The following is a 20,389-nucleotide window of genomic DNA, read 5'->3' on the forward strand; positions in this document are numbered from 1 at the left end:
ATTGCGGTTATTCTCCCCAGTTATCTATTTCTTCTTTTGTCCATAATTCTGGGAAGAAAATTCTTTTTTGGTATTTTGGTAGCATGTATTTTTTCCAATCACTTCCACCTGTTGCTTCATGATTTCCTGGCACACTTTCAATGTATTTTTTAGCTGCATTAAAATGTCCCATAACCCAAGTAATATTAACCGTTACATCATAATGACGCATGGCTGCAACTAATTCCGGATTTTTTTGATCAACTTCTGGTAATTGTTTGAATTTTCTCCACAAGTTAATTGTGTTGTATTCTTCCATCCAATCTAAGAACACTTTTTTATATTTTCTTTCGAATTCTAAAATTAAATACGATTTTTCTCCCGTATGATAATCTTTTCCTGCTGCTTGCCAATATAAATGTTCGAAAGCATGATCATATGGCGTATTTCTATCAATTGTAGCTCTAAAACGATTATCAATTAAATTAATTAAATCTGTTGAACTGAATTCAATTAAACGATATTGAGCCGATTGAAAACCACTAGCTGGAGTAAGAGTATTTCTGAATTTTAGATATTGTTCTGGCTCCATTCCGTCTTTCATGATATCGAAAGAAGTCGTTAACATGTCAAAATAGCGACTAATTCTGCCTAATTTTTCAGTAAAATAAGCAGTTGTTGGCTTTTCATTATGGCACAATTGATTCATTTCCCACAGAATCATTTTAAACAATAACTCATTTACTTGATGGTACATTACAAATACCATTTCGTCTGGCAAAGTGGTTCTTTGTGTTTGAAGGCTTAAAAGCGCATCTGTTTGAATATAGTCCCAATATGTAATGGGTTTAGCCCAAAGCAACCCTTCTAAATGAGTAGCGGTATTTTGATTGATGGCTTCAAATTTATCGTGAAGTTGATTTAATTGATCCTGAATTTTAGGAGTTACTTCCATTATTTTTCTACTTTAACTTTGAATGAATTTTTTAAACCTTTAAAAGCTTCTAAATCAGCTTTTATAGAACCTATGGCTAAACTAGCCTTTATACGTATTGGAATCTTATTATCGTCATCTGATATCCAAACCGTTAGACTTTCTTCTTCTTTAAAAACTCTACCAGCCTGAACATAGGGTCTGAATATCATACAAGAAATTTTTCCAAATTTAGTACTAATATCTTCTCGGCCTAAAAATTTTAACTTAAACTTCGTGGTTTCATCATCAAAAAACATATCTATTGCTATAGATTCGCCCACTTTTAGTTTATCAATTGAAGGGTGATTTCTTAAATAATAAAATGAAGAAACAATATCTTGAACTTGCTCTGGTGTAGAGAACGTTTTTTCAGTTTTCTTTTTATAATCTTTTACTAAAACGGTATTTTTTTCTTGATTAAAAAAGCCTTCTTGATTTTTAGTATAACCACCTTCATCAATTTTTCTAACAAATTGATACGGTTTTCCGGTTTCTTTATCAAAATAACTTTCATAGTTATCTTCCACTTCAAAAAAGAATTTTGCCATACCTGTTGTCCATCCTTTACCAACAACGTGATGCACTTTTTTGTTGTTTTTAACAGCGTCTTTGATTTCTAGAGTTGCATAGCCAGCATTGACCATGCCGTAGTGAATTCTTAGCTTTACCCATTCTCCTGTTGTAAAGGCATTTTCTTTTTGTACAAATGAATTTGTAAACACAAAAAGAACTAGAAGCAAGATAATTTTTTTCATATGTTTAAGTTTTATTTTTAGCGGTAACATATGATATCGCTATTAATAATTTGCGTTTGATTAAGCAAACTTTTTGTTTTTTGCGATTTCATATTTAGTTCATTTTTTAATGAAAAAGCAAATTCTGTTCCAAAAATAGTAAAACAAAAAAACCCAGTCAAAAATATGACTGAGTTTTTATGCTATTAACCAACCAAAAAACTATAAATTATGAAAATTTATTACAAAACAAGGCAAACTACCTCCCTGTTTTGCGAGTGCAAAGGTATTAATGTTTTATGATATTCTTAGTTAAATTTAAACTTTAACATATTTTTATCAAAAAAACTGCCTTGAAAACACTTTTGTTAAATGAATTGATAATAAATTTTGATTTTTATAACGTACCTCGCAATTCTTGCTCACGTTCAATCGACTCAAAAAGGGCTTTAAAGTTTCCAGCACCAAAACCTCTTGCACCCATTCTTTGAATAATTTCGAAGAAAAGTGTTGGACGATCTTCCACAGGCTTTGTAAAAATTTGCAATAAATAACCTTCTTCATCCGCATCAATCATGATACCTAATTTTTGAAGTTCATGGATGTCTTCCTTAAATTTATCCATGTGATCTTTTAATCTATCAGGAATTGCATCGTAATACGCTTGAGGCGGAGTACTTAAAAACTCGATACCTCTTGCACGCATTTGAGCAACGGTTGTTAAAATATCATCGGTTGCTACAGCAATGTGTTGCACACCTTCTCCTTCATAAAAATCTAAATATTCTTCAATTTGAGAACGTTTTTTTCCTTCCGCTGGTTCATTGATAGGAAATTTAATTCTTCCGTTACCATTACTCATTACTTTAGACATTAAAGCGGAATATTCAGTAGTAATTTGTTTGTCGTCAAATGAAAGGAAGTTCACGAATCCCATAACGTCTTCAAACCATTTTACGGCTTCATTCATTCTATTCCATCCTGTATTACCCACCATATGGTCGATAAATTTTAAACCAACTGGTTCTGGATTGTAATCTGATTTCCATTCACTATATCCTGGTAAAAAGATTCCGTTATAATTTTTACGTTCAACAAAAATAAATACTGTTTCTCCGTATGCGCCATAAATACCTGCTCGAACCACTTCTCCATTTTCGTCTTTTTCAACCACTGGTTCAAAATATGGTTTTGCACCACGTTTAGTAGTTTCTTGAAAAGAAAGACGTGCATCCTCTACCCAAAGGGCAATAACTTTAACACCATCTCCGTGTTTTTTTACGTGTTCGCCAATTAAAGAATCACTGTTTAAAGCGGTAGTTAATACCAAACGTATTTTATCTTGCTTTAATACATAAGAAGCTCTGTCTTTAACTCCAGTTTCTAATCCCGCATACGCTAATGATTGAAACCCGAAAGCTGTTTTGTAAAAATGAGCCGCTTGTTTTGCATTACCTACGTAAAACTCTACATAATCTGTTCCCATTAAAGGTAAAAAGTCTTGTGCTCCTTCAAAGATTTTTTCTAATCCGTATTCTACTGATTTTATTTCTTGTGCCATTTTGTTTTTATTTTTTTTCTATTTGATAGAATCTACAAAAGTAGAATCTATATAAAGAGAATCGTTACTATAATTTTGTTCTGTTTGTTCTTCCAAATAAATGGAATCGTTAAACTTTTGATTTTTTATTTCTTCTATTTTATTATTAACCAGGTCTGAAAAACTAACTTGATAAATAAAAACCGCAAACACAATTACGATAAAATATAATGAAGATAAAATTGTTGTAATTAAACAAATAATCTTTGCGATATATACATTTTGTCTACTTTGTGGCGAATATATACTTGGATCTACATCGTATTCTTTAAGACTTTTTACTGAGAGAACTAGCCCTACAATTCCTAAAATTAACGAAATAAAAACTATTAATCCACAACAAAATCCTAAAAACATAAGTACTAAAGCAATTACTCCAAGTATTAACGCTGTTGGGTCGGCTGATAATTTATTATAATTCATTTAGTCTAACCAAGATTGATAATAGGTGTCATCAGCAATATTCATAGCTTCTTCTGTAACCATTAAAGGTTTAAAAGTATCTACCATTACGGCTAACTCTAACGTTTCTTTTTTACCAATACTTCTTTCTGCTGCTCCTGGGTGTGGTCCGTGAGGAATTCCCGCAGGATGTAACGAAATATTTCCTGGTTTTACATCGTTTCTACTCATAAAATCACCATCAACATAATACAACACCTCATCGGCATCAATATTACTATGATTATATGGAGCTGGAATTGACAATGGGTGATAATCGTATAATCTTGGAACAAATGAACAAATTACAAATGCATTTGTTTCAAAAGTTTGGTGAATGGGTGGTGGTAAATGAATTCTACCTGTAATTGGTTCGAAATCGTGAATTGAAAACGCATATGGATAATTATATCCGTCGTATCCAATAACATCAAACGGATGCGAGGCATACACCATTTCAAAAATTTCGTCTTTTTTCTTAACTTTAATTACGAAATCTCCGTTTTCATTATAGGTTTCTAATTCTTCAGGACGACGAATATCTCTTTCACAAAATGGTGAATGTTCTAATAATTGTCCGAACCAATTTCTATATTGTTTTGGTGTATAAACTGGCGAATGTGATTCTACGATAAACAAACGGTTATCTTCGGTATCAAAATCCATTTTATAAATCATTCCTCTAGGAATTACTAAGTAATCTCCATATTTGAAATCTAAATTTCCTAACATGGTTCTTAGTTTTCCTGTTCCTTGATGAATAAAAATTACTTCATCAGAATCTGTATTCTTGTAAAAATAATCGGTCGTTGATTTTCTTGGCGCCGCCAAAACGATATGACAATCCGAATTAGTTAATACAATTTTTCTACTTTCTAAAAAATCGTCTTGCGGTGCAACATCAAATCCTCTTAATTTATAAGATTGAATGTTGTTTGCTTTTGCAATTTTAGGTGCAGCGCTATATTGTTTTCTGATTTCTTTAACCTGTGTAGGTCTTTGTTCGTGATAGGAATTTGTTGACATACCGTCAAAACCCACTGTTCCAAACAATTGCTCATAATACAAATCTCCGTTTGGTTTACGGAATTGTGTATGACGTTTGGGAGGAATTGCCCCTAATTTATGATATATTGGCATTTTTTCTTTTTTTAAAAGTTCTTAATTAAAATTTTAAACAAGATTAAAAATCTTGCTATAAATCAAAAGAAGTTTTGCTCACTCAGGATTTCTCTTGATGAGGAACTTTAAATGCGAAAGTAAGTCTGTCCAATTTTTCATCATTACAAATATCGTAAAAAAATAATTAAAACCAAAAACCAACTGAAAACCATGTATAATGATTTCTAGTTTCTGGCGACCATGAGTGTTTAATTTCCAATGGCCCTATTACTGTTTCCATCCCGTATCCTAAGGAATAACCCGAATATTTAGGATTTGCAAACCAGGTGTCTAATGTGTCAAAAATATTATTTCCTATGTTTGCAAAATTAGCAATAAAATTAAAATGATGCTTCTTAATAAACTCATAATCTGCTGTTAATGATAATTTTAAGTAACTTTCTCCTGCAATGCTTAAAAAATCATATCCAAAAAATGGCTTTATATTGTTTACTTGCTGAAAACCATATCCTCCTAAAATAAAATCAAAATAAGATATACTTCGTTCTCCAATAGCAAATCCGCCTTCAGATTGAAGTTTAAAAGTCATGTGTTTGAAAACAGGTTGCGCAAATCCAAAATCTGCTTTAGCGATTGAAAATCGTTCAAAATTATTCATATAATCAGATGAGTAAACATACGAACGTATTTCAGAGTTAAAATTCCACCCTGTTTTTGGGAAGTATTTTTTATCAAATGAATCGTATTTTACAAATCCAAAAAGTGATAAATAATTACTGCTTTCAAAAACCGAATTTGTGTTTTGTAGGGTTTCAGACCTTAATCTTAAATATTTAAATTCCAAACCTCCTCCTATAGAAAACTTTTGAGCAAATATTGTTTGTAAATAAGCTTGATTACTTAGATCTAAAAAATCGATATTTAAATTATTTATATTGGATCCAATTGCTAAATCTCTGGTAATAGCACTTGTTATGTTTTTATTAAATGTTGTTAGTTTAGAATTTAAACCAAAACTCCAATAGAAACCATTATCCAAATAATAATCAAAATTATAACGAATATTATCTCCTAAAATTAAATCTAAAGAAGCAACATCATTCTTTACTAATAATTTTTTTTTGGTATAATTCAACAAAATTCCACTTTTAAATAAATCATCATAATGCAATCCAAATTTCAAAAATGTATTGTTTTCGTTTTCTTTTAGTTCTAAAATAAGATTATCTCCATCTTGCATTTTTTCAAAAGAATAATTTATGGCACTAAAATTTTGAGTAGCATTTAAATTTGAAATTCCCTTTTGTAATTGTTTGTTAGAAATTTTTATATTTCTTTTAAATTTTAACTTCCCTAAAATATAGGCTCTAGTATAATTATCTAGCTTATTAAAACTAACTTCTTTAATGTAAATAGAATCTTGAACAACCGTTTCTTGAATTTTTTTTATTTTTGGATTTCCGTAAGGTGCAAGTTCTCTAATAAACTCATTTGCTTTTTGATTCCCTTTGTAAATAATTTCTTTTCCTTTTGCAAAATCTACAACAGAATATCCTTTGATATCTGGTTTTATGTAAATATCCGTTTCTTTTTGCTTTCCTTCCATTTTTTCAATCATGGAAAAATTATTAATTTGTGCTAAAACCGACGTTACTTCTTTTAATTCATCTCTTGTTTTTAATCCGTCCTGAACATCAACACCAATTATAACTTGAACACCTCTTGCTCTTAATTCTTCTACGGGATAATTATCTACAACACCGCCATCAATTAACAATCTGCCATCAATTTCAACTGGACTATATAATGTAGGGAGAGCACCACTGGCAATAATGCTTTGAGCCAAAACACCTTTATCTAAAACAATTTTCTCTCCTGTTTCAGCATCTGTAGCAATACATAAAAAAGGAATTGGCAATTGATTAAAATCACGAATATTACTTACATGTTGCGTTAATAAAGAAATTAAATTAAAATTATAAAGCCCTTTTGATAATCCTGATGGCAATCCTAATTTAAATTTATTAAAAGGCAGTGTTAAAGCATAAATTTCATCATTTCGCTTTTCGTAAAACGTTTTAGATTCTCTTGGAGTGTAGTCTTGTAATAAAGCATCTATATCAATATTTGAAAAAATAGAGTCTAGCTGTTTAGCACTATATCCTGATGCATACAAACCACCAACAACTGCACCCATACTAGTTCCTGCAATATAATCTACTTTAATTCCTAACGAATCGATTACTTTTAGCACACCAATATGAGCCAAACCTTTAGCTCCACCACCACTAAGTACAAGTCCTACTTTTGGTCGTGAATTTTCTTGTCCTAAGCTGATTTGGGTGCAAATTAGTAGGCTTATAAACAAGAATAGTTTTTTCATTACTTTTTTTCTGATTGAATTGTCTTGTAAAAGTCGGAAATTTTTTTGGCTTTTGAAAGACCCACAACCTCAGAAATTGCTTTTTCGTCAGCGATTTGCAATCTTTTAACACTTTTGAAATGTTTCATTAATGTAATCATGGTTTTTTCGCCAATTCCGGGAATACTTTCCAAACTATTGGTTAAAGCCGATTTACTTCGCTTATCGCGATGATGCGTAATTCCAAATCGGTGCGCTTCGTTTCGTAAAAACTGAATTACTTTTAAAGTTTCCGATTTTTTATCCAAATACAAAGGTGCCGAATCGCCCGGATAAAACAATTCTTCCAAGCGTTTAGCAATTCCGATTATCGCAATTTTTCCTCGCAAGCCTAAATCATCAATGCTTTTTAAAGCCGAAGACAATTGTCCTTTTCCGCCATCTATAATAATCAATTGCGGTAACGGTTGATTTTCGTCTAACATGCGTTTGTATCTTCGGTAAACGACTTCTTCCATGGATGCAAAATCATTTGGCCCTTCAACGGTTTTAATATTAAAATGTCGATAATCTTTCTTGCTTGGCTTTCCGTCTTTAAAAACTACACAAGCTGCAACTGGATTCGTTCCTTGAATGTTTGAGTTGTCAAAACATTCAATATGACGAGGCTCAACCGATAAGCGCAAATCTTTTTGCATTTGTGCCATAATTCGATTCGTATGACGTTCTGGATCTACGATTTGGATTTGCTTTAATTGATCTAATCGGTAATATTTGGCATTGCGTTCTGATAATTCTAAAATTTGCTTTTTATCCCCTAATTGAGGAACTGTGACTTTAATTCCCGACACTTCGGGATCACCTAAATCTATTGGAAAAGGAACTACAATTTCTCTTGCATTTAAATGAAACCGTTCGCGCAATTCAACTACAGCTAATTCTAATAATTCTTCGTTCGTTTCATCTAATTTTTTCTTTAATTCCAATGTATGTGAACGTACAATAGCACCATGCGAAATTTGTAAAAAGTTCACATACGCCATAGTTTCATCGGAAATAATAGAAAATACATCCAAATTGGTGATTTTCGGATTTAATATTGTGGAACGCGATTGGTAATTTTCTAAAACCTCGATTTTTTCTTTGATTTTTTGTGCTTCTTCAAACTTCATTTCCATCGCTAAATCAGTCATTAATTTCTTGAAATCTTTCAAACTCTCTTTGAAATTTCCTTTTAAAATTTGACGGATTTTTTCTACCTGATTCTGATAATTTTCAGCCGATTCATAATCTTCACATGGTCCTTTACAATTCCCAATATGATATTCTAAACACACTTTAAACTTCCCAGAATCGATATTGGGTTTTGATAAATCATAATTACAAGTTCGCAACGGATACAACTCTTTAATCAAATCTAAAATAGTGTGAACGGTTTTAAAACTGGTATACGGTCCAAAATATTCTGAACCATCTTTAATCATTTTTCGGGTAGAAAATATTCTAGGAAATCGTTCGTTTTTAATACAAATCCAAGGATACGTTTTGTCATCGCGAAGCAACACATTATAACGCGGTTGTAATTTTTTTATCAGATTATTTTCCAACAACAAAGCATCGGTTTCCGTAGGAACGACAATGTGCTTAATCGTAACAATTTTCTTAACTAAAACCGAAGTTTTATAATTATCATGATTCTTGGTAAAATACGATTGAACGCGTTTTTTTAAGTTTTTCGCTTTCCCAACATATAGAATTTTTCCATCTTTATCATAATACTGATACACACCTGGATTATCAGGCAAAGTTTGGATTTGAAGTTCTAATGGTGTTTGCATTTTTTTAGAAAGATGATAGAACAAAGATAAAAGAATTGTTTGAATTGACATGCGGATTAAGCGGATGCTTTACAACTCTGATTTGAGTTTTTTTTACACAGAGATTCACGGAGCTTTTTTTGATTTTGATGCTGTTGAAAAGAGGTACACAGAGACGTTTTACTTTTAAACTTTTCATTTCTTCAATTTATATTCCAATAAAAAATTGATTTTTGAACTTGAACTTGCCCTTGTTCTTGAACTTTTCGTATTTTTAACACCTTAGAATCAACCAAATGACAGCCTCAAAACCCTTAACCATTCTTAAAGAAACCATTTTAGCGGGTGAAAGCAAAACCATTAATATGGAAATTGCTAAGTTGCACACCATGAATAAATTGAAAATTCCCATTATTGTGGAACGTTCAAAACTTGATGGTCCAACGGTTTTATTCACTGCTTGTTTGCATGGCGACGAAATCAACGGAACCGAAATTGTGCGTCAATTAATTATTCAAAAAATAAATAAGCCGAAACGGGGAACCATTATTTGTATTCCCATCATCAATATTTTCGGATTCATTAATAAGACCCGAGAATTTCCTGATGGTCGTGATTTAAATCGTGTGTTTCCAGGTAGTAAAACAGGTTCGCTAGCCAGTCGATTTGCCTTTTATATTCTAAAAGAAATTATGCCGCATGTAGATTATGCCATCGATTTTCATGCTGGTGGTGCGAGTCGATTTAATGCGCCTCAGATTAGAATTGTTCCAGAAAACTCAGAATTAAAAGAACTTTCCGATGTCTTTAACGCTCCTTTTACCTTGTATTCGAAGAATATTTCGGGTACGTTTCGAAATTCTTGCGATAAATTGGACGTAAAAATGTTGCTTTTCGAAGGCGGAAAATCTTTAGACTTAAATGATAACGTTACACAAGAAGCTTTGGAAGGAACCAAACGCTTTTTAGATCATTTAGGCATGCTAAATCCAAGAAAAAAAGTTACAATTCCAACCCACAAAACCATATATATTGAAAAATCGAGTTGGGTTAGAGCCAAATATTCAGGTATGTTTCATGGAACAGCAATTATTGGCAGTTTTGTTAAAAAAGGGGATTTATTAGCCACTATTTCTGACCCCTATGGAAAAGTTGAACACAAAGTCAAAGCGCCGCATGAAGGATATATTATTAATGTAAATGATGCGCCAATTATTTATCAAGGGGATGCTATTTTCCATATTTCTACCCATTTAGAATTGAAAAGCTAACAATTATCATGTTTTATTGATTTGGCTTACTGTATTTTCGTGAAAATTTTTAGACATGAATTTTTGGAAAAAACTTACACACGAAGAAAGAAAGGTAAGAATTGATAAAGCCTTACACGATAATGTTAACTTCTCAAAAGATGCTTCATTAGGCTATCCTGCTTCTAAGTTAGATAGTCGTGTTTTTTATGATGATGCGCCATTTTTAAAAGATGCACCAACACTTCAAACCTATGTAGCAAATCCAAATAACATTGGATGTCATACTTTTGGTACTTCTGAAAAAGCGTTTTATGGAACTCAAGAAATAGAACGCGAAGTTTTAAACGTAATCGCAGTGGACATTTTTAAAATAAAAGAAAACGAATTTGATGGATATATTGCTCCAGGCGGAACTGAAGCCAATATTCAGGCAATTTGGGTTTTTAGAAATGAATTCCTGCATAAATTCGATGCAAAACTAGACGAAATTGCCATTTTAGCATCAGAAGACACGCATTATTCGATTCCAAAAGCTTCAAATTTATTACAAATCGATTGGTTAAAAATTCCGGTTGGTTTTGAAAGCCGTGAAATTGACGAAGAAGCTTTAGATACGATTCTTTCAGATGCTAAAAATAAAGGTAAAAAATACTTTATTGCTGTGTCTAATATGGGAACTACCATGTTTGGTTCGGTTGATAATCCGGATGTGTATACTTCGGCATTGGAAAAACATAATGCAATGTATCGTTTGCATATTGATGGCGCTTATGGCGGATTTGTGTATCCGTTTAGTAATCAAAATTCAAACATAAACTTTAGTAATCCAAAAATTAGTTCCATTACAATTGATGCACACAAAATGTTGCAAGCTCCTTATGGAACCGGAATTTTTGTTTGCCGAAAAGGATTAATCGAAAACGTATTAACCAAAGAAGCCGAATATGTAGAAGGAATGGATTTAACCCTTTGCGGAAGTCGTTCAGGGGCAAATGCCGTTGGTGTTTGGATGATATTATTTACTTATGGTGCTTTTGGCTGGTTTGAAAAAGTAAGTATTTTACAAATGCGAACCCAATTTTTATGTAATGAACTAGATAGTTTAAACATCAAATACTTCCGCGAACCTTTTATGAATATCGTAACCATTCATTCGGAATCGATTCCAGAAAAAATTGCTGAAAAGTATGATTTAGTACCTCAACAACACAATGAAAACAACAGATGGTATAAAATTGTGGTGATGGATCACGTAGAAATAGAACATTTAACTACTTTTATAGACGAATTGAAAGCGTCTGTAAATGGATAAAAAATCGTTAAGGCAAAAGGCAAAAGCTGAAAGGCAAAAGTTAACTTATGAAGAAATCGAAGACAAAAGTTTGGCGATTGCGAACCAATTGTTGCGTATGGATGCTGTGCCTAGCCTCAGGTTGGTTTGGGACAAATTGTATTATCATTTGTTTTTAACGATTGAGGAGCAAAAAGAAATCAATACCGAATATATACTTCAGATTTTAGCGGGAAAAGATAAAGAAATCGTCATTTCGAAGTGCGACTTTGCCACTTTAGGAATGACGCATTTTTTATTGACTGATAATACCAAAATCAAAAAAAACAGTTACAACGTTCCAGAACCTGTTGATGGTTTAGAAGTTCCTGATGCAAAAATTGATGTGGTTTTTGTGCCACTTTTAGCTTACGACAAGCAAGGAAATCGTGTAGGCTACGGAAAAGGTTTTTACGACAACTTTCTAAGCAAATGCAAGCCTGAAACTATTAAAATTGGGTTGTCGTTTTTCCCTCCAGAAGAAAAAATTAAGGATGTTTCAGAAAATGATGTAAAATTGGATTTTTGCGTGACGCCTGAGGGGATTATTGAATTTTAAATCAAAGAAAATGAATTTCAATTTTAAATTACTTTTCAGAAGTTTTATAGTATTCTTTTTGATAGTCGTACTTATTCATTTTGCAATACCTAAACTTGAATTTTGCAAACCTGAATTTAATAGAGCATTTGGAACATTTTTTAATATTTTTTGTATCTTTTTTTCTGTTCTACTATTTTTAAAAATCAGAACAATCAAAAACAAATGGACGACTATTATTTGTGCTATTTTGAATTTTATTTTTCTGCTCGGAGCACTACTTAACTTTTATATTTACTCAAACAAAATTGATCCCCAAACTCAATTCTTTGACATTGCTACTATTTACAGAAATAAAAATCATAAGAATGACAAAATTATTTCTCAATATTATGTGAATTGGAAATCAAATAAGCCTGTTCCAACAAATAATAGAGTTTATGACTTTGGACCGTTTCGATATTTTATCGAATATGACATCGACACTTTAGAAATCGGTAAAAAAGAATGGGTAAAAGAAAATTAAACTACAACTCAGCCGAATCTTCCTCTTTATCAGCATGAGCAAAAGCTCTTTTGTTGAAGACGATTAAAATCCCAACACCAGTAGAAATTGCTACATCGGCTACGTTAAAAATAGCATTGAAAAAAGTGAAGTGTTTGCCACCCCAAATTGGTAACCAAGAAGGTAAATTGCCTTCCCACATTGGAAAATAAAACATATCTACAACTTCCCCGTGAAACCAAGTACCATAAGGTTGGTCAGCAAAAGCTGTTGCTACTTGATGATAACTATCGTTAAAAATGACACCGTAAAAAACCGAATCGATAATGTTTCCTAAAGCGCCTGTAAAAATCAAAGCAATAGCTACAATTAAGTAATTAGAAACTTTCTTTTTTACTGAATCCCACAACCACCATGCAATTCCGCCAACAGCTAAAATTCTGAATAAGGTTAAGATTAATTTCCCATATTCGCCCGGAATTTCAGCACCCCAAGCCATACCTTCATTCTCTATAAAGTGAATTTGAAACCATTCTAAACCCATTACTTTTATGGATTCTCCAATAAAAAAATGCGTTTTAATGTAGATTTTAGAAATCTGATCGATTAATAAAATAGCTAGGATTAAAATATAGGCTTTCTTTAACGACATGTTCAATTTTTTTGCAAAAATAGTGGAATTTATTAAATAAAAAACGCTCCAAACGGAGCGTTAGTAAAATTTTGTAAAAAGATTAACGTTGCATATTTTTTGCTTCGATACTCATAGTTGCATGAGGAACGATTTTTAAACGCTCTTTACTTATTAATTTGCCTGAAACTTTACACAAACCATAGGTTTTGTTTTCGATACGAACTAAGGCATTTTTTAAATCTCTAATAAACTTTTCTTGACGAATAGCTAATTGCGAATTGGCTTCTTTACTCATAGTTTCGCTACCTTCTTCAAAAGCTTTAAATGTTGGAGATGTATCATCTGTTCCGTTATTTAAATCATTCATATAAGCGCTTTTTATAAGCTCTAAATCACCTTTAGCCTTTTCTAATTTAGCATTAATTAATGCTTTAAATTCTGCCAAATCAGCGTCTGAATATCTAATTTGCTCCTCTACCATAATTTCAATATTTTTTTAGTTAAACGTCGATTATAAATCTTGCGATTCTTATTTTGAAATTAATATACTTGTTTTAATATCATCAAACTCAATTTCCGTACCATTTTCAAGTACTGGAACAAAAATTAACGTTTCCGTTAGTGTTTCTGACTTGATATAGGTTTCATTAGCTAAAACAGCTTCCTCTACTTGAGGATTATTTTCCATTTTAACTACGATTTTGTCTGTAACTTCAAAACCAGAATCTTTTCTAATATTTTGAATTCTGTTTATTAATTCTCTCGCAATACCTTCTTTTCTTAATTCATCTGAAATGGTAATGTCTAATGCCACCGTTATTCCGTTAGAATTTGCTACTAACCAGCCTTCAATATCTTGAGAAGAAATTTCAACATCTTCTAGTGATAAAGTTATACTTTTTCCTGATAAATCAATAACCAACTCCCCTTTTCGTTCTAATTCTGCAATTTGTTCTTGATTAAAACCTTGTATCTCTTTGGAAATCAACCCCATATCTTTACCAAAACGCGGTCCAAGAGTCTTGAAATTTGGCTTAATTTGCTTTACTAAAATACCCGAAGCATCGTCTAATAATTCAATTTCTTTTACATTTACCTCAGCCTTAATTAAGTCTGATACCGCTTCAATTTCTGCACGTTGATTATCGTCAAGTACTGGAATCATTACCTTTTGCAATGGTTGGCGCACTTTAATCATCTCTTTCTTTCTTAGTGATAAAACTAATGAAGAAACCGTTTGTGCCTTCATCATTTTGCTTTCTAATGATTTATCAACAAAGTTTTCAACCATTTTTGGAAACTCCGCCAAATGTACACTTTCAAACGACTCAGAACCTGTAGCTTGTGTTAAATCTCTGTAAAGTTTATCCATAAAGAATGGAGCAATTGGAGCGGAAAGCTTCGCAACAGTTAACAAACACGTATAAAGTGTTTGGTAAGCAGCAATTTTATCTTGCGCATATTCGCCTTTCCAGAATCTTCTTCTACACAAACGAACGTACCAGTTACTCAAGTTTTCTTGAACAAAATCAGAAATAGCACGAGCCGCTTTTGTTGGTTCGTATTCTGCATATGCTTCGTCTACTACTTGAATTAAAGTATTTAATTCGGATAAAATCCAACGGTCAATTTCGGGTCTTTCTTGCAATGGAACTTCCGCTTCATTGTATTTAAATCCATCTATATTAGCGTATAAAGAAAAGAACGAATACGTATTATATAAAGTTCCAAAGAATTTTCTTCTAACCTCTGCAACACCTTCAATATCAAATTTTAAGTTATCCCAAGGATTCGCATTGGAAATCATGTACCAACGTGTAGCATCTGGACCATATTCAGCCAAAGTAGTAAATGGATCTACTGCATTGCCTAAACGTTTTGACATTTTTTGCCCGTTCTTGTCTAAAACTAATCCGTTTGAAACCACGTTTTTGTAGGCAATTTTATCAAAAACTAAAGTTCCGATAGCGTGTAACGTATAAAACCAACCACGTGTTTGATCCACTCCTTCTGCAATAAAATCGGCTGGAAAATCTTGATTTCCGTCTATTTTTTCTTTGTTTTCAAAAGGATAATGCCATTGAGCGTAAGGCATTGAGCCTGAATCGAACCAAACATCAATTAAATCACTTTCGCGTTTCATTGGTTTTCCTGATGGCGAAACTAAAACGATATCATCTACTACATTTTTATGTAAATCAACTAAATCGTAGTTTTCTTCCGTCATGTTTCCAATTTCGAACCCTTTAAAAGGATTTTCTTTTTGAAAACCAGCCGCAATAGCTTTTTCTATTTCGTTGTATAATTCTTCTACAGAGCCTATTAATATTTCTTCTGTTCCTTCTTCGTTTCTCCAAATTGGTAATGGAATTCCCCAATATCTTGAACGTGATAAATTCCAGTCGTTGGCATTTTTTAACCAATTTCCAAAACGGCCTTCACCAGTTGCTTTTGGTTTCCAGTTGATGGTTTCATTAAGATCGAACATACGTTCTTTTACTTCCGTAACTTTAATGAACCAAGAATCTAATGGATAATATAAAATTGGCTTGTCGGTTCTCCAACAATGTGGATAACTGTGCACGTATTTTTCAACCTTAAAGGCTTTATTTTCTTCTTTTAATTGGATAGCGATTTCTACATCCGCTGAGCGTTCTGGAGCTTCACCTTCGTTATAATACTCGTTTTTAACATATTTCCCTGAATAATCGCCTAAACCTTGAATAAATTTCCCTTGCAAATCTACTAATGGCACTAAATTATCATTCGCATCTTTTACTAACATTGGAGGAACTTCAGGTGTTGCTTCTTTGGCAACTTTAGCATCATCAGCACCAAAAGTAGGCGCTGTATGCACAATTCCAGTTCCATCTTCTGTAGTAACGAAATCACCTGAAATTACTCTAAAAGCATTTTCTGGATTTTGATATGGTAACGCTAATGGTAATAATTGTTCGTAACGAATTCCTACTAAATCAGCGCCTTTTGCTTCGGCTAAAATTTGGTACGGAATCTTTTTATCATCTGATTTATAATTAGAAAAGTCGGCATCGCTTTCGGCAACGAAAAATTTTCCACTGAATTGTTTTCCAACTAAATTTTTTGCTAAAACCACATTTATAGGCTCAAAAGTATATTGATTGAACGTTTTTACTAAAACATAATCAATTTTAGGACCAACTGTCAACGCTGTATTTGATGGCAACGTCCAAGGAGTTGTCGTCCAAGCTAAGAAATGAACCGTACCAAAACCTTGTAAAAAACTTGGTAATGTTTCTTCTTTTGCTTTAAATTGAGCTACTACCGTTGTATCGGTAACATCTCTATAACTTCCGGGTTGATTTACTTCGTGCGAAGACAAACCAGTTCCCGCTTTTGGAGAATACGGTTGGATAGTGTATCCTTTGTATAGTAAATCTTTGTTATAAATCTGTTTTAACAACCACCAAACCGATTCCATGTATTTGGATTTGTACGTCACATATGGATCTTCCATATCAACCCAATATCCCATTTTTTCGGTAAGGTCGTTCCAAACATCAGTGTAACGCATTACGGTTCTTTTACAAGCTTCGTTGTATTCGGTAACCGAAATAGTTTTTCCAATATCTTCTTTTGTGATTCCTAATTCTTTTTCTGTACCTAATTCTACAGGTAAACCGTGTGTATCCCAACCTGCTTTACGCTTAACTTGGTAACCTTTTTGAGTTTTATAACGACAAAAAATATCTTTAATTGCACGCGCCATCACGTGGTGAATTCCAGGCAAACCATTTGCAGATGGTGGCCCTTCAAAAAACACATAAGGTGTAGCTCCTTCGCGAGAAGTTACCGATTGTTCGAAGATGTTGTTTTTTTTCCAAAAATCAAGAACTTCAGACGCTACAGTTGGCAAGTCAAGTCCTTTGTATTCAGTAAATTTTGTACTCATTTTGTCGCTTTCTTATATCAAGTTGCGAAAGTAATGATTTAAAGGTAAAAGGCAAAAGGTAAAAGGCAAAAGTTAAGCGTTAGGAAAAAACTTCTTTTAAAATGTCTAACGATTTTGGTTTTTTAAAGCCCTCCAAATGAAGTGTGTAAAAATCTAATAAGATTTTTAATAAAATTTGACGCTCAATTCCGGCAAAAACTTTTTGATTTGAGTCGAATTTTAAATCGATAAGTTGTTTGAATAATTGTGTTTCATGTGCCGAAAGAGTATTTACAGATTGAAAAGGCGAGAAAGAAGCTTCTTTAGTATCAAAAAAATCAAAATCCATTTCAGAAACATCAGGATAAAAACCTAAATATTTAGTTACTTCTAATAGTAAAATTAGATGAAAATTTGCCATTTCATCGTGTGTGTCTAACCAAAGAAGCGCCGTTTCTAAAAAAGAGAATAAGTTTTGGTTTTTTTCTTCTTCTTTGATGGCGTGATGCAAAATTTCGGAGAGAAAAATTACTATTGTGCTTTTAACAATATCGGTATTTATGGTATAATAGCTGTGCGCTAATCGGATTTCTTTAAAGTGTTCGAGCGTGCCTTTGTTTTTGTGGTTCGCCTCAATTTCAATAATGGTTAACGGCTGAAAATAAGCGATTTTTTGATTGGCTTTTTTGTTAGAATAAGCACTTTGAACAAAATAACTTTTTAACCCATCGCTTTCTGTAAAGCATTTGACAATTAAGCTTTTTTCTTGAAATTTTAATGAAGAAAGAACGATGGCTTTAGTTTTTACTAGCATTATCTAATTACCATTACTTTTTTTACTGTAGTGTCTAAACCATCTTCAGAAGCTACAAAAATCATATAAACTCCAGAAGCAACTTTATATTTTCCAAAAGCAGTAACATCCCATTCAATTGTTCCTCCAGAAGACGTAGTTTCATAAACCAAATTTCCTTCTATATCGGTAATTTTTATATTGGCTTTATCTGTTAATCCACTTATTTTAACTGTTCCTACAAAATTTGGTCGAACAGGATTTGGATACACATAAACATCGCTTAAACTATCGCTTGGTTTTGTAGAAGTGCCTAAAAACGATACCATTCCTTTATCTGTAGCAAAAAACACTTCTCCTGAAACTCCATCAATTTCAATATCTACAACATTATTACTTGGCAAAGGCGAATTACTTTTATCAAATCTATAAATAGTTTGTTGTCCGTTAGGAGAAACTAAAAAAACACCTCCATCGGCAATAGAAACCCATTTTCTATTTGCTCCATCAACTGCGATATCTAAAATAGGCTGCTGATAAAATAATTCTTGAGCTAAATCTCCTTCTTGAATAATTATTGAAGAAACATTTAATTCTGTTTCAGTAATAAAACGATCAACGCTTGATAAAATTCTTAATCCAGCTACAGTTCCAATCCATAATTGATTACGATTGTCTATTGCTACGCAATTAACAACTGATGTAGGAAGATCTGCATTATCTTGAGTAATAACAATAAACTTATTATTATAGTTTTCATTAAAAGCTAACACACCGTCATTATATGCAGCAATCCATTTGGTACTGTTTTTATCAATAGCCATTGCTCCGTAGCGCCCCGAATCGAGATTTGCTGTTATTCCTGTTAAATCATACGATTGCCATTGTCCGTTTGCTCTTAATACTTTTATTCCTTTATTAACTAATCCGTTTGTTACCCATAAATTTCCATCTTTATCAAACGCCGGACTATTAATTCGGATATCTACATAAGATGGATTCCCTGGCAAAAATAAAGACTCCAGTCCGTTAGGTCCTGTATTTGTATTGTTTAACAATTCTATTGCGTCTCCTTGAAATTTTAACATTCCTGAGAAATAAGAAGTAATAAAAACTTCATTTGGTCGAGATGGATTTATTGCAATATCTGATAATGATTTAGCACCTAATAAATCTTCGTATGGCTTAATTACCCAGCCTGTTTCTGAATTATAAGTACTTATTCCTAATTCATCTAATGGATACGGATTAAATTGTTGTGTGTAATCGCCATGAACCATCCATAGTTTATTTGGTGCTTTCTTTACTCTAAAAGTATAATTTTGAAGCGGACCGTTTGGAGACATTTCGGTAAAAACTGTTGGATTTGTTAAAGTTGTTGAAAACAAACCATTTTTTTGAGTACCTAAGTATATTATTCCGTCTACAACAGATGCGGCTGTAAATTGCACATTAAAATCTGGGATTTGTGTTATGTGAGCTAAAACAGAAAATGATTGATTTAAAACATACACATTGTTTTGAGTTGTTACAATAAGCTCAGTTCCATTTGTCTTTAATTTTAAACCTGTTTGATTGTGGTTTAGAATTTCCTGAAAAACAGCACCATTATATCGATAGGTTCTTGCATTGGTATTAGTAGCAACCAATTGATTGTTAAATGTTACTATTCCGCTCCAATAATTTACATCAAAAGTTTGCCACTGACTAAAATCGAATAAATTTGGATTGTTTAAATTACCTTTTCTAATTCCATAATTTCGGGTAACAGCATATATTTCGTTATTTAAAACTGTAGTTTGTAATACTTCTGTTTCTTCTCCTGATGGACCAATAAAATACGTTATTATAAATTCTGAAGTTGCTAAATCAATTACTGAAATTCCGTAATCTGTTGCTACATACAAGCGACCATTAAATTCATAAAAATCATTTATTTTCTTTTTATTTGGAGCTACCGGAACTTCTTCAATAACATCAACTTTAGTAGTAACTGAACCATCTGCATTTTGTATTAATATTAATCCATTACTGTTGCCAACAAAAGTTTTATTATAATCGTTAGAATGATGAATTGAAGTAATAACATCAGATTTTAATCCTGAAATAGAATTGTAAATATTTAAATCGCTTAACGAGGTCTCTTTAGAGAAAAGAGCATTTTGTGTTGCTGCAAAAACAGTTTGAGAAGCTGATTCTACATCAACAATTTCATTATAAGAAAAATAACCTTTCCACATCTGATTGCTTTGTTGAGCAAAACAGAATTGAGAAATATAAAAAATATAAATTAAAATCGCTTTTTTCATTGCAAGTGTTTGATACAAATATACTATAAACGTTTTAATTTTAATTTTGATATATTTTTGATAAAAAAAAGCTCTTTTAGTTTCCT

16 protein-coding genes are annotated in these 20,389 nt (G+C 32.2%); 4 read left to right on the plus strand and 12 right to left on the minus strand.

The features are described from left to right. Positions 1-7: 7 nt before the first annotated feature. The 7 genes from GFJ99_RS00205 to uvrC all read right to left on the minus strand — a co-directional run bounded on the left by GFJ99_RS00205 (position 8) and on the right by uvrC (position 9,052). The gene (locus GFJ99_RS00205; RefSeq protein WP_153207031.1) at positions 8-934 is read right to left on the minus strand and encodes a tryptophan 2,3-dioxygenase family protein; all 927 of its coding nucleotides are present in this window, start codon (positions 932-934) and stop codon (positions 8-10) included. Continuing rightward, positions 934-1,710, minus strand: coding sequence for a DUF3108 domain-containing protein (locus GFJ99_RS00210; protein ID WP_008255152.1), 777 nt, complete (start codon positions 1,708-1,710; stop codon positions 934-936). Before GFJ99_RS00210 ends, GFJ99_RS00205 begins: the two co-directional genes overlap by 1 nt. Before the next feature lie 376 nt (positions 1,711-2,086). After that, entirely contained in the window at positions 2,087-3,250 is a 1,164-nt protein-coding gene (gene hppD / locus GFJ99_RS00215; RefSeq protein ID WP_008255156.1) for a 4-hydroxyphenylpyruvate dioxygenase, read from the minus strand. Between the two features lie 18 nt (positions 3,251-3,268). Continuing rightward, positions 3,269-3,712, minus strand: a complete 444-nt coding sequence (locus GFJ99_RS00220) for a hypothetical protein (RefSeq protein WP_008255159.1) — start codon at positions 3,710-3,712, stop codon at positions 3,269-3,271. Beyond that, positions 3,713-4,870 carry a homogentisate 1,2-dioxygenase gene (locus tag GFJ99_RS00225; RefSeq protein ID WP_008255161.1) on the minus strand — a complete coding sequence of 386 codons (1,158 nt, stop codon included), beginning with the start codon at positions 4,868-4,870 and terminating at the stop codon, positions 3,713-3,715. Positions 4,871-5,036: 166 nt separating this feature from the next. Beyond that, positions 5,037-7,235 carry a patatin-like phospholipase family protein gene (locus GFJ99_RS00230; RefSeq protein ID WP_153207032.1) on the minus strand — a complete coding sequence of 733 codons (2,199 nt, stop codon included), beginning with the start codon at positions 7,233-7,235 and terminating at the stop codon, positions 5,037-5,039. Beyond that, positions 7,235-9,052 carry an excinuclease ABC subunit UvrC gene (uvrC, locus tag GFJ99_RS00235; protein WP_153207033.1) on the minus strand — a complete coding sequence of 606 codons (1,818 nt, stop codon included), beginning with the start codon at positions 9,050-9,052 and terminating at the stop codon, positions 7,235-7,237. The genes GFJ99_RS00230 and uvrC overlap by 1 nt, the downstream gene beginning before the upstream one ends. Positions 9,053-9,327: 275 nt before the next feature. Here uvrC and GFJ99_RS00240 point away from each other — a divergent pair, with 275 nt between their 5' ends. From GFJ99_RS00240 to GFJ99_RS13860, 4 genes are all read left to right on the plus strand, one after another. Further along, on the plus strand, positions 9,328-10,302 hold the full coding sequence (locus GFJ99_RS00240; RefSeq protein WP_153207034.1) for a succinylglutamate desuccinylase/aspartoacylase family protein: 975 nt from the start codon (positions 9,328-9,330) through the stop codon (positions 10,300-10,302). 55 nt (positions 10,303-10,357) lie between these two features. Beyond that, positions 10,358-11,596: a pyridoxal-dependent decarboxylase gene (locus GFJ99_RS00245; RefSeq protein ID WP_153207035.1), complete on the plus strand. Its 1,239-nt coding sequence runs from the start codon at positions 10,358-10,360 to the stop codon at positions 11,594-11,596. Further along, positions 11,589-12,173 (plus strand): 5-formyltetrahydrofolate cyclo-ligase, encoded by a 585-nt coding sequence (locus tag GFJ99_RS00250; protein WP_153207036.1) that lies wholly within the window; start codon positions 11,589-11,591, stop codon positions 12,171-12,173. Before GFJ99_RS00245 ends, GFJ99_RS00250 begins: the two co-directional genes overlap by 8 nt. 373 nt (positions 12,174-12,546) lie before the next feature. Continuing rightward, entirely contained in the window at positions 12,547-12,678 is a 132-nt protein-coding gene (locus tag GFJ99_RS13860) for a hypothetical protein (RefSeq protein WP_255473848.1), read from the plus strand. 1 nt (position 12,679) lies between these two features. On the opposite strand, the gene GFJ99_RS00255 is transcribed toward GFJ99_RS13860, so the two are convergent. The 5 genes from GFJ99_RS00255 to GFJ99_RS00275 form a co-directional block, all read right to left on the minus strand. Continuing rightward, entirely contained in the window at positions 12,680-13,309 is a 630-nt protein-coding gene (locus GFJ99_RS00255) for a lipoprotein signal peptidase (RefSeq protein ID WP_153207037.1), read from the minus strand. Positions 13,310-13,391: 82 nt separating this feature from the next. Beyond that, positions 13,392-13,772, minus strand: coding sequence for a molecular chaperone DnaK (locus tag GFJ99_RS00260; protein WP_008255178.1), 381 nt, complete (start codon positions 13,770-13,772; stop codon positions 13,392-13,394). Between the two features lie 48 nt (positions 13,773-13,820). Then, a complete protein-coding gene (gene ileS / locus GFJ99_RS00265) occupies positions 13,821-17,222 on the minus strand; it encodes an isoleucine--tRNA ligase (protein ID WP_153207038.1) in 3,402 nt (1,133 codons plus the stop codon). A 79-nt stretch (positions 17,223-17,301) separates the two neighbouring features. After that, positions 17,302-18,015, minus strand: a complete 714-nt coding sequence (recO, locus tag GFJ99_RS00270; RefSeq protein WP_153207039.1) for a DNA repair protein RecO — start codon at positions 18,013-18,015, stop codon at positions 17,302-17,304. After that, positions 18,015-20,303 carry a two-component regulator propeller domain-containing protein gene (locus GFJ99_RS00275; RefSeq protein WP_153207040.1) on the minus strand — a complete coding sequence of 763 codons (2,289 nt, stop codon included), beginning with the start codon at positions 20,301-20,303 and terminating at the stop codon, positions 18,015-18,017. Before GFJ99_RS00275 ends, recO begins: the two co-directional genes overlap by 1 nt. Positions 20,304-20,389 lie beyond the last annotated feature (86 nt).

The organism is Flavobacterium sp. LMO6 (assembly GCF_009495795.1).
GTDB lineage: Bacteria > Bacteroidota > Bacteroidia > Flavobacteriales > Flavobacteriaceae > Flavobacterium.

What these genes read in the sequence shown, in the direction of transcription:
- GFJ99_RS00205 (WP_153207031.1), bottom strand. Translation starts at nt 934, where the DNA reads ATGGAAGTAACTCCTAAAATTCAGGATCAATTAAATCAACTTCACGAT.
- GFJ99_RS00210 (WP_008255152.1), bottom strand. Translation starts at nt 1,710, where the DNA reads ATGAAAAAAATTATCTTGCTTCTAGTTCTTTTTGTGTTTACAAATTCA.
- hppD (WP_008255156.1), bottom strand. Translation starts at nt 3,250, where the DNA reads ATGGCACAAGAAATAAAATCAGTAGAATACGGATTAGAAAAAATCTTT.
- GFJ99_RS00220 (WP_008255159.1), bottom strand. Translation starts at nt 3,712, where the DNA reads ATGAATTATAATAAATTATCAGCCGACCCAACAGCGTTAATACTTGGA.
- GFJ99_RS00225 (WP_008255161.1), bottom strand. Translation starts at nt 4,870, where the DNA reads ATGCCAATATATCATAAATTAGGGGCAATTCCTCCCAAACGTCATACA.
- GFJ99_RS00230 (WP_153207032.1), bottom strand. Translation starts at nt 7,235, where the DNA reads ATGAAAAAACTATTCTTGTTTATAAGCCTACTAATTTGCACCCAAATC.
- uvrC (WP_153207033.1), bottom strand. Translation starts at nt 9,052, where the DNA reads ATGCAAACACCATTAGAACTTCAAATCCAAACTTTGCCTGATAATCCA.
- GFJ99_RS00240 (WP_153207034.1), top strand. Translation starts at nt 9,328, where the DNA reads ATGACAGCCTCAAAACCCTTAACCATTCTTAAAGAAACCATTTTAGCG.
- GFJ99_RS00245 (WP_153207035.1), top strand. Translation starts at nt 10,358, where the DNA reads ATGAATTTTTGGAAAAAACTTACACACGAAGAAAGAAAGGTAAGAATT.
- GFJ99_RS00250 (WP_153207036.1), top strand. Translation starts at nt 11,589, where the DNA reads ATGGATAAAAAATCGTTAAGGCAAAAGGCAAAAGCTGAAAGGCAAAAG.
- GFJ99_RS00255 (WP_153207037.1), bottom strand. Translation starts at nt 13,309, where the DNA reads ATGTCGTTAAAGAAAGCCTATATTTTAATCCTAGCTATTTTATTAATC.
- GFJ99_RS00260 (WP_008255178.1), bottom strand. Translation starts at nt 13,772, where the DNA reads ATGGTAGAGGAGCAAATTAGATATTCAGACGCTGATTTGGCAGAATTT.
- ileS (WP_153207038.1), bottom strand. Translation starts at nt 17,222, where the DNA reads ATGAGTACAAAATTTACTGAATACAAAGGACTTGACTTGCCAACTGTA.
- recO (WP_153207039.1), bottom strand. Translation starts at nt 18,015, where the DNA reads ATGCTAGTAAAAACTAAAGCCATCGTTCTTTCTTCATTAAAATTTCAA.
- GFJ99_RS00275 (WP_153207040.1), bottom strand. Translation starts at nt 20,303, where the DNA reads ATGAAAAAAGCGATTTTAATTTATATTTTTTATATTTCTCAATTCTGT.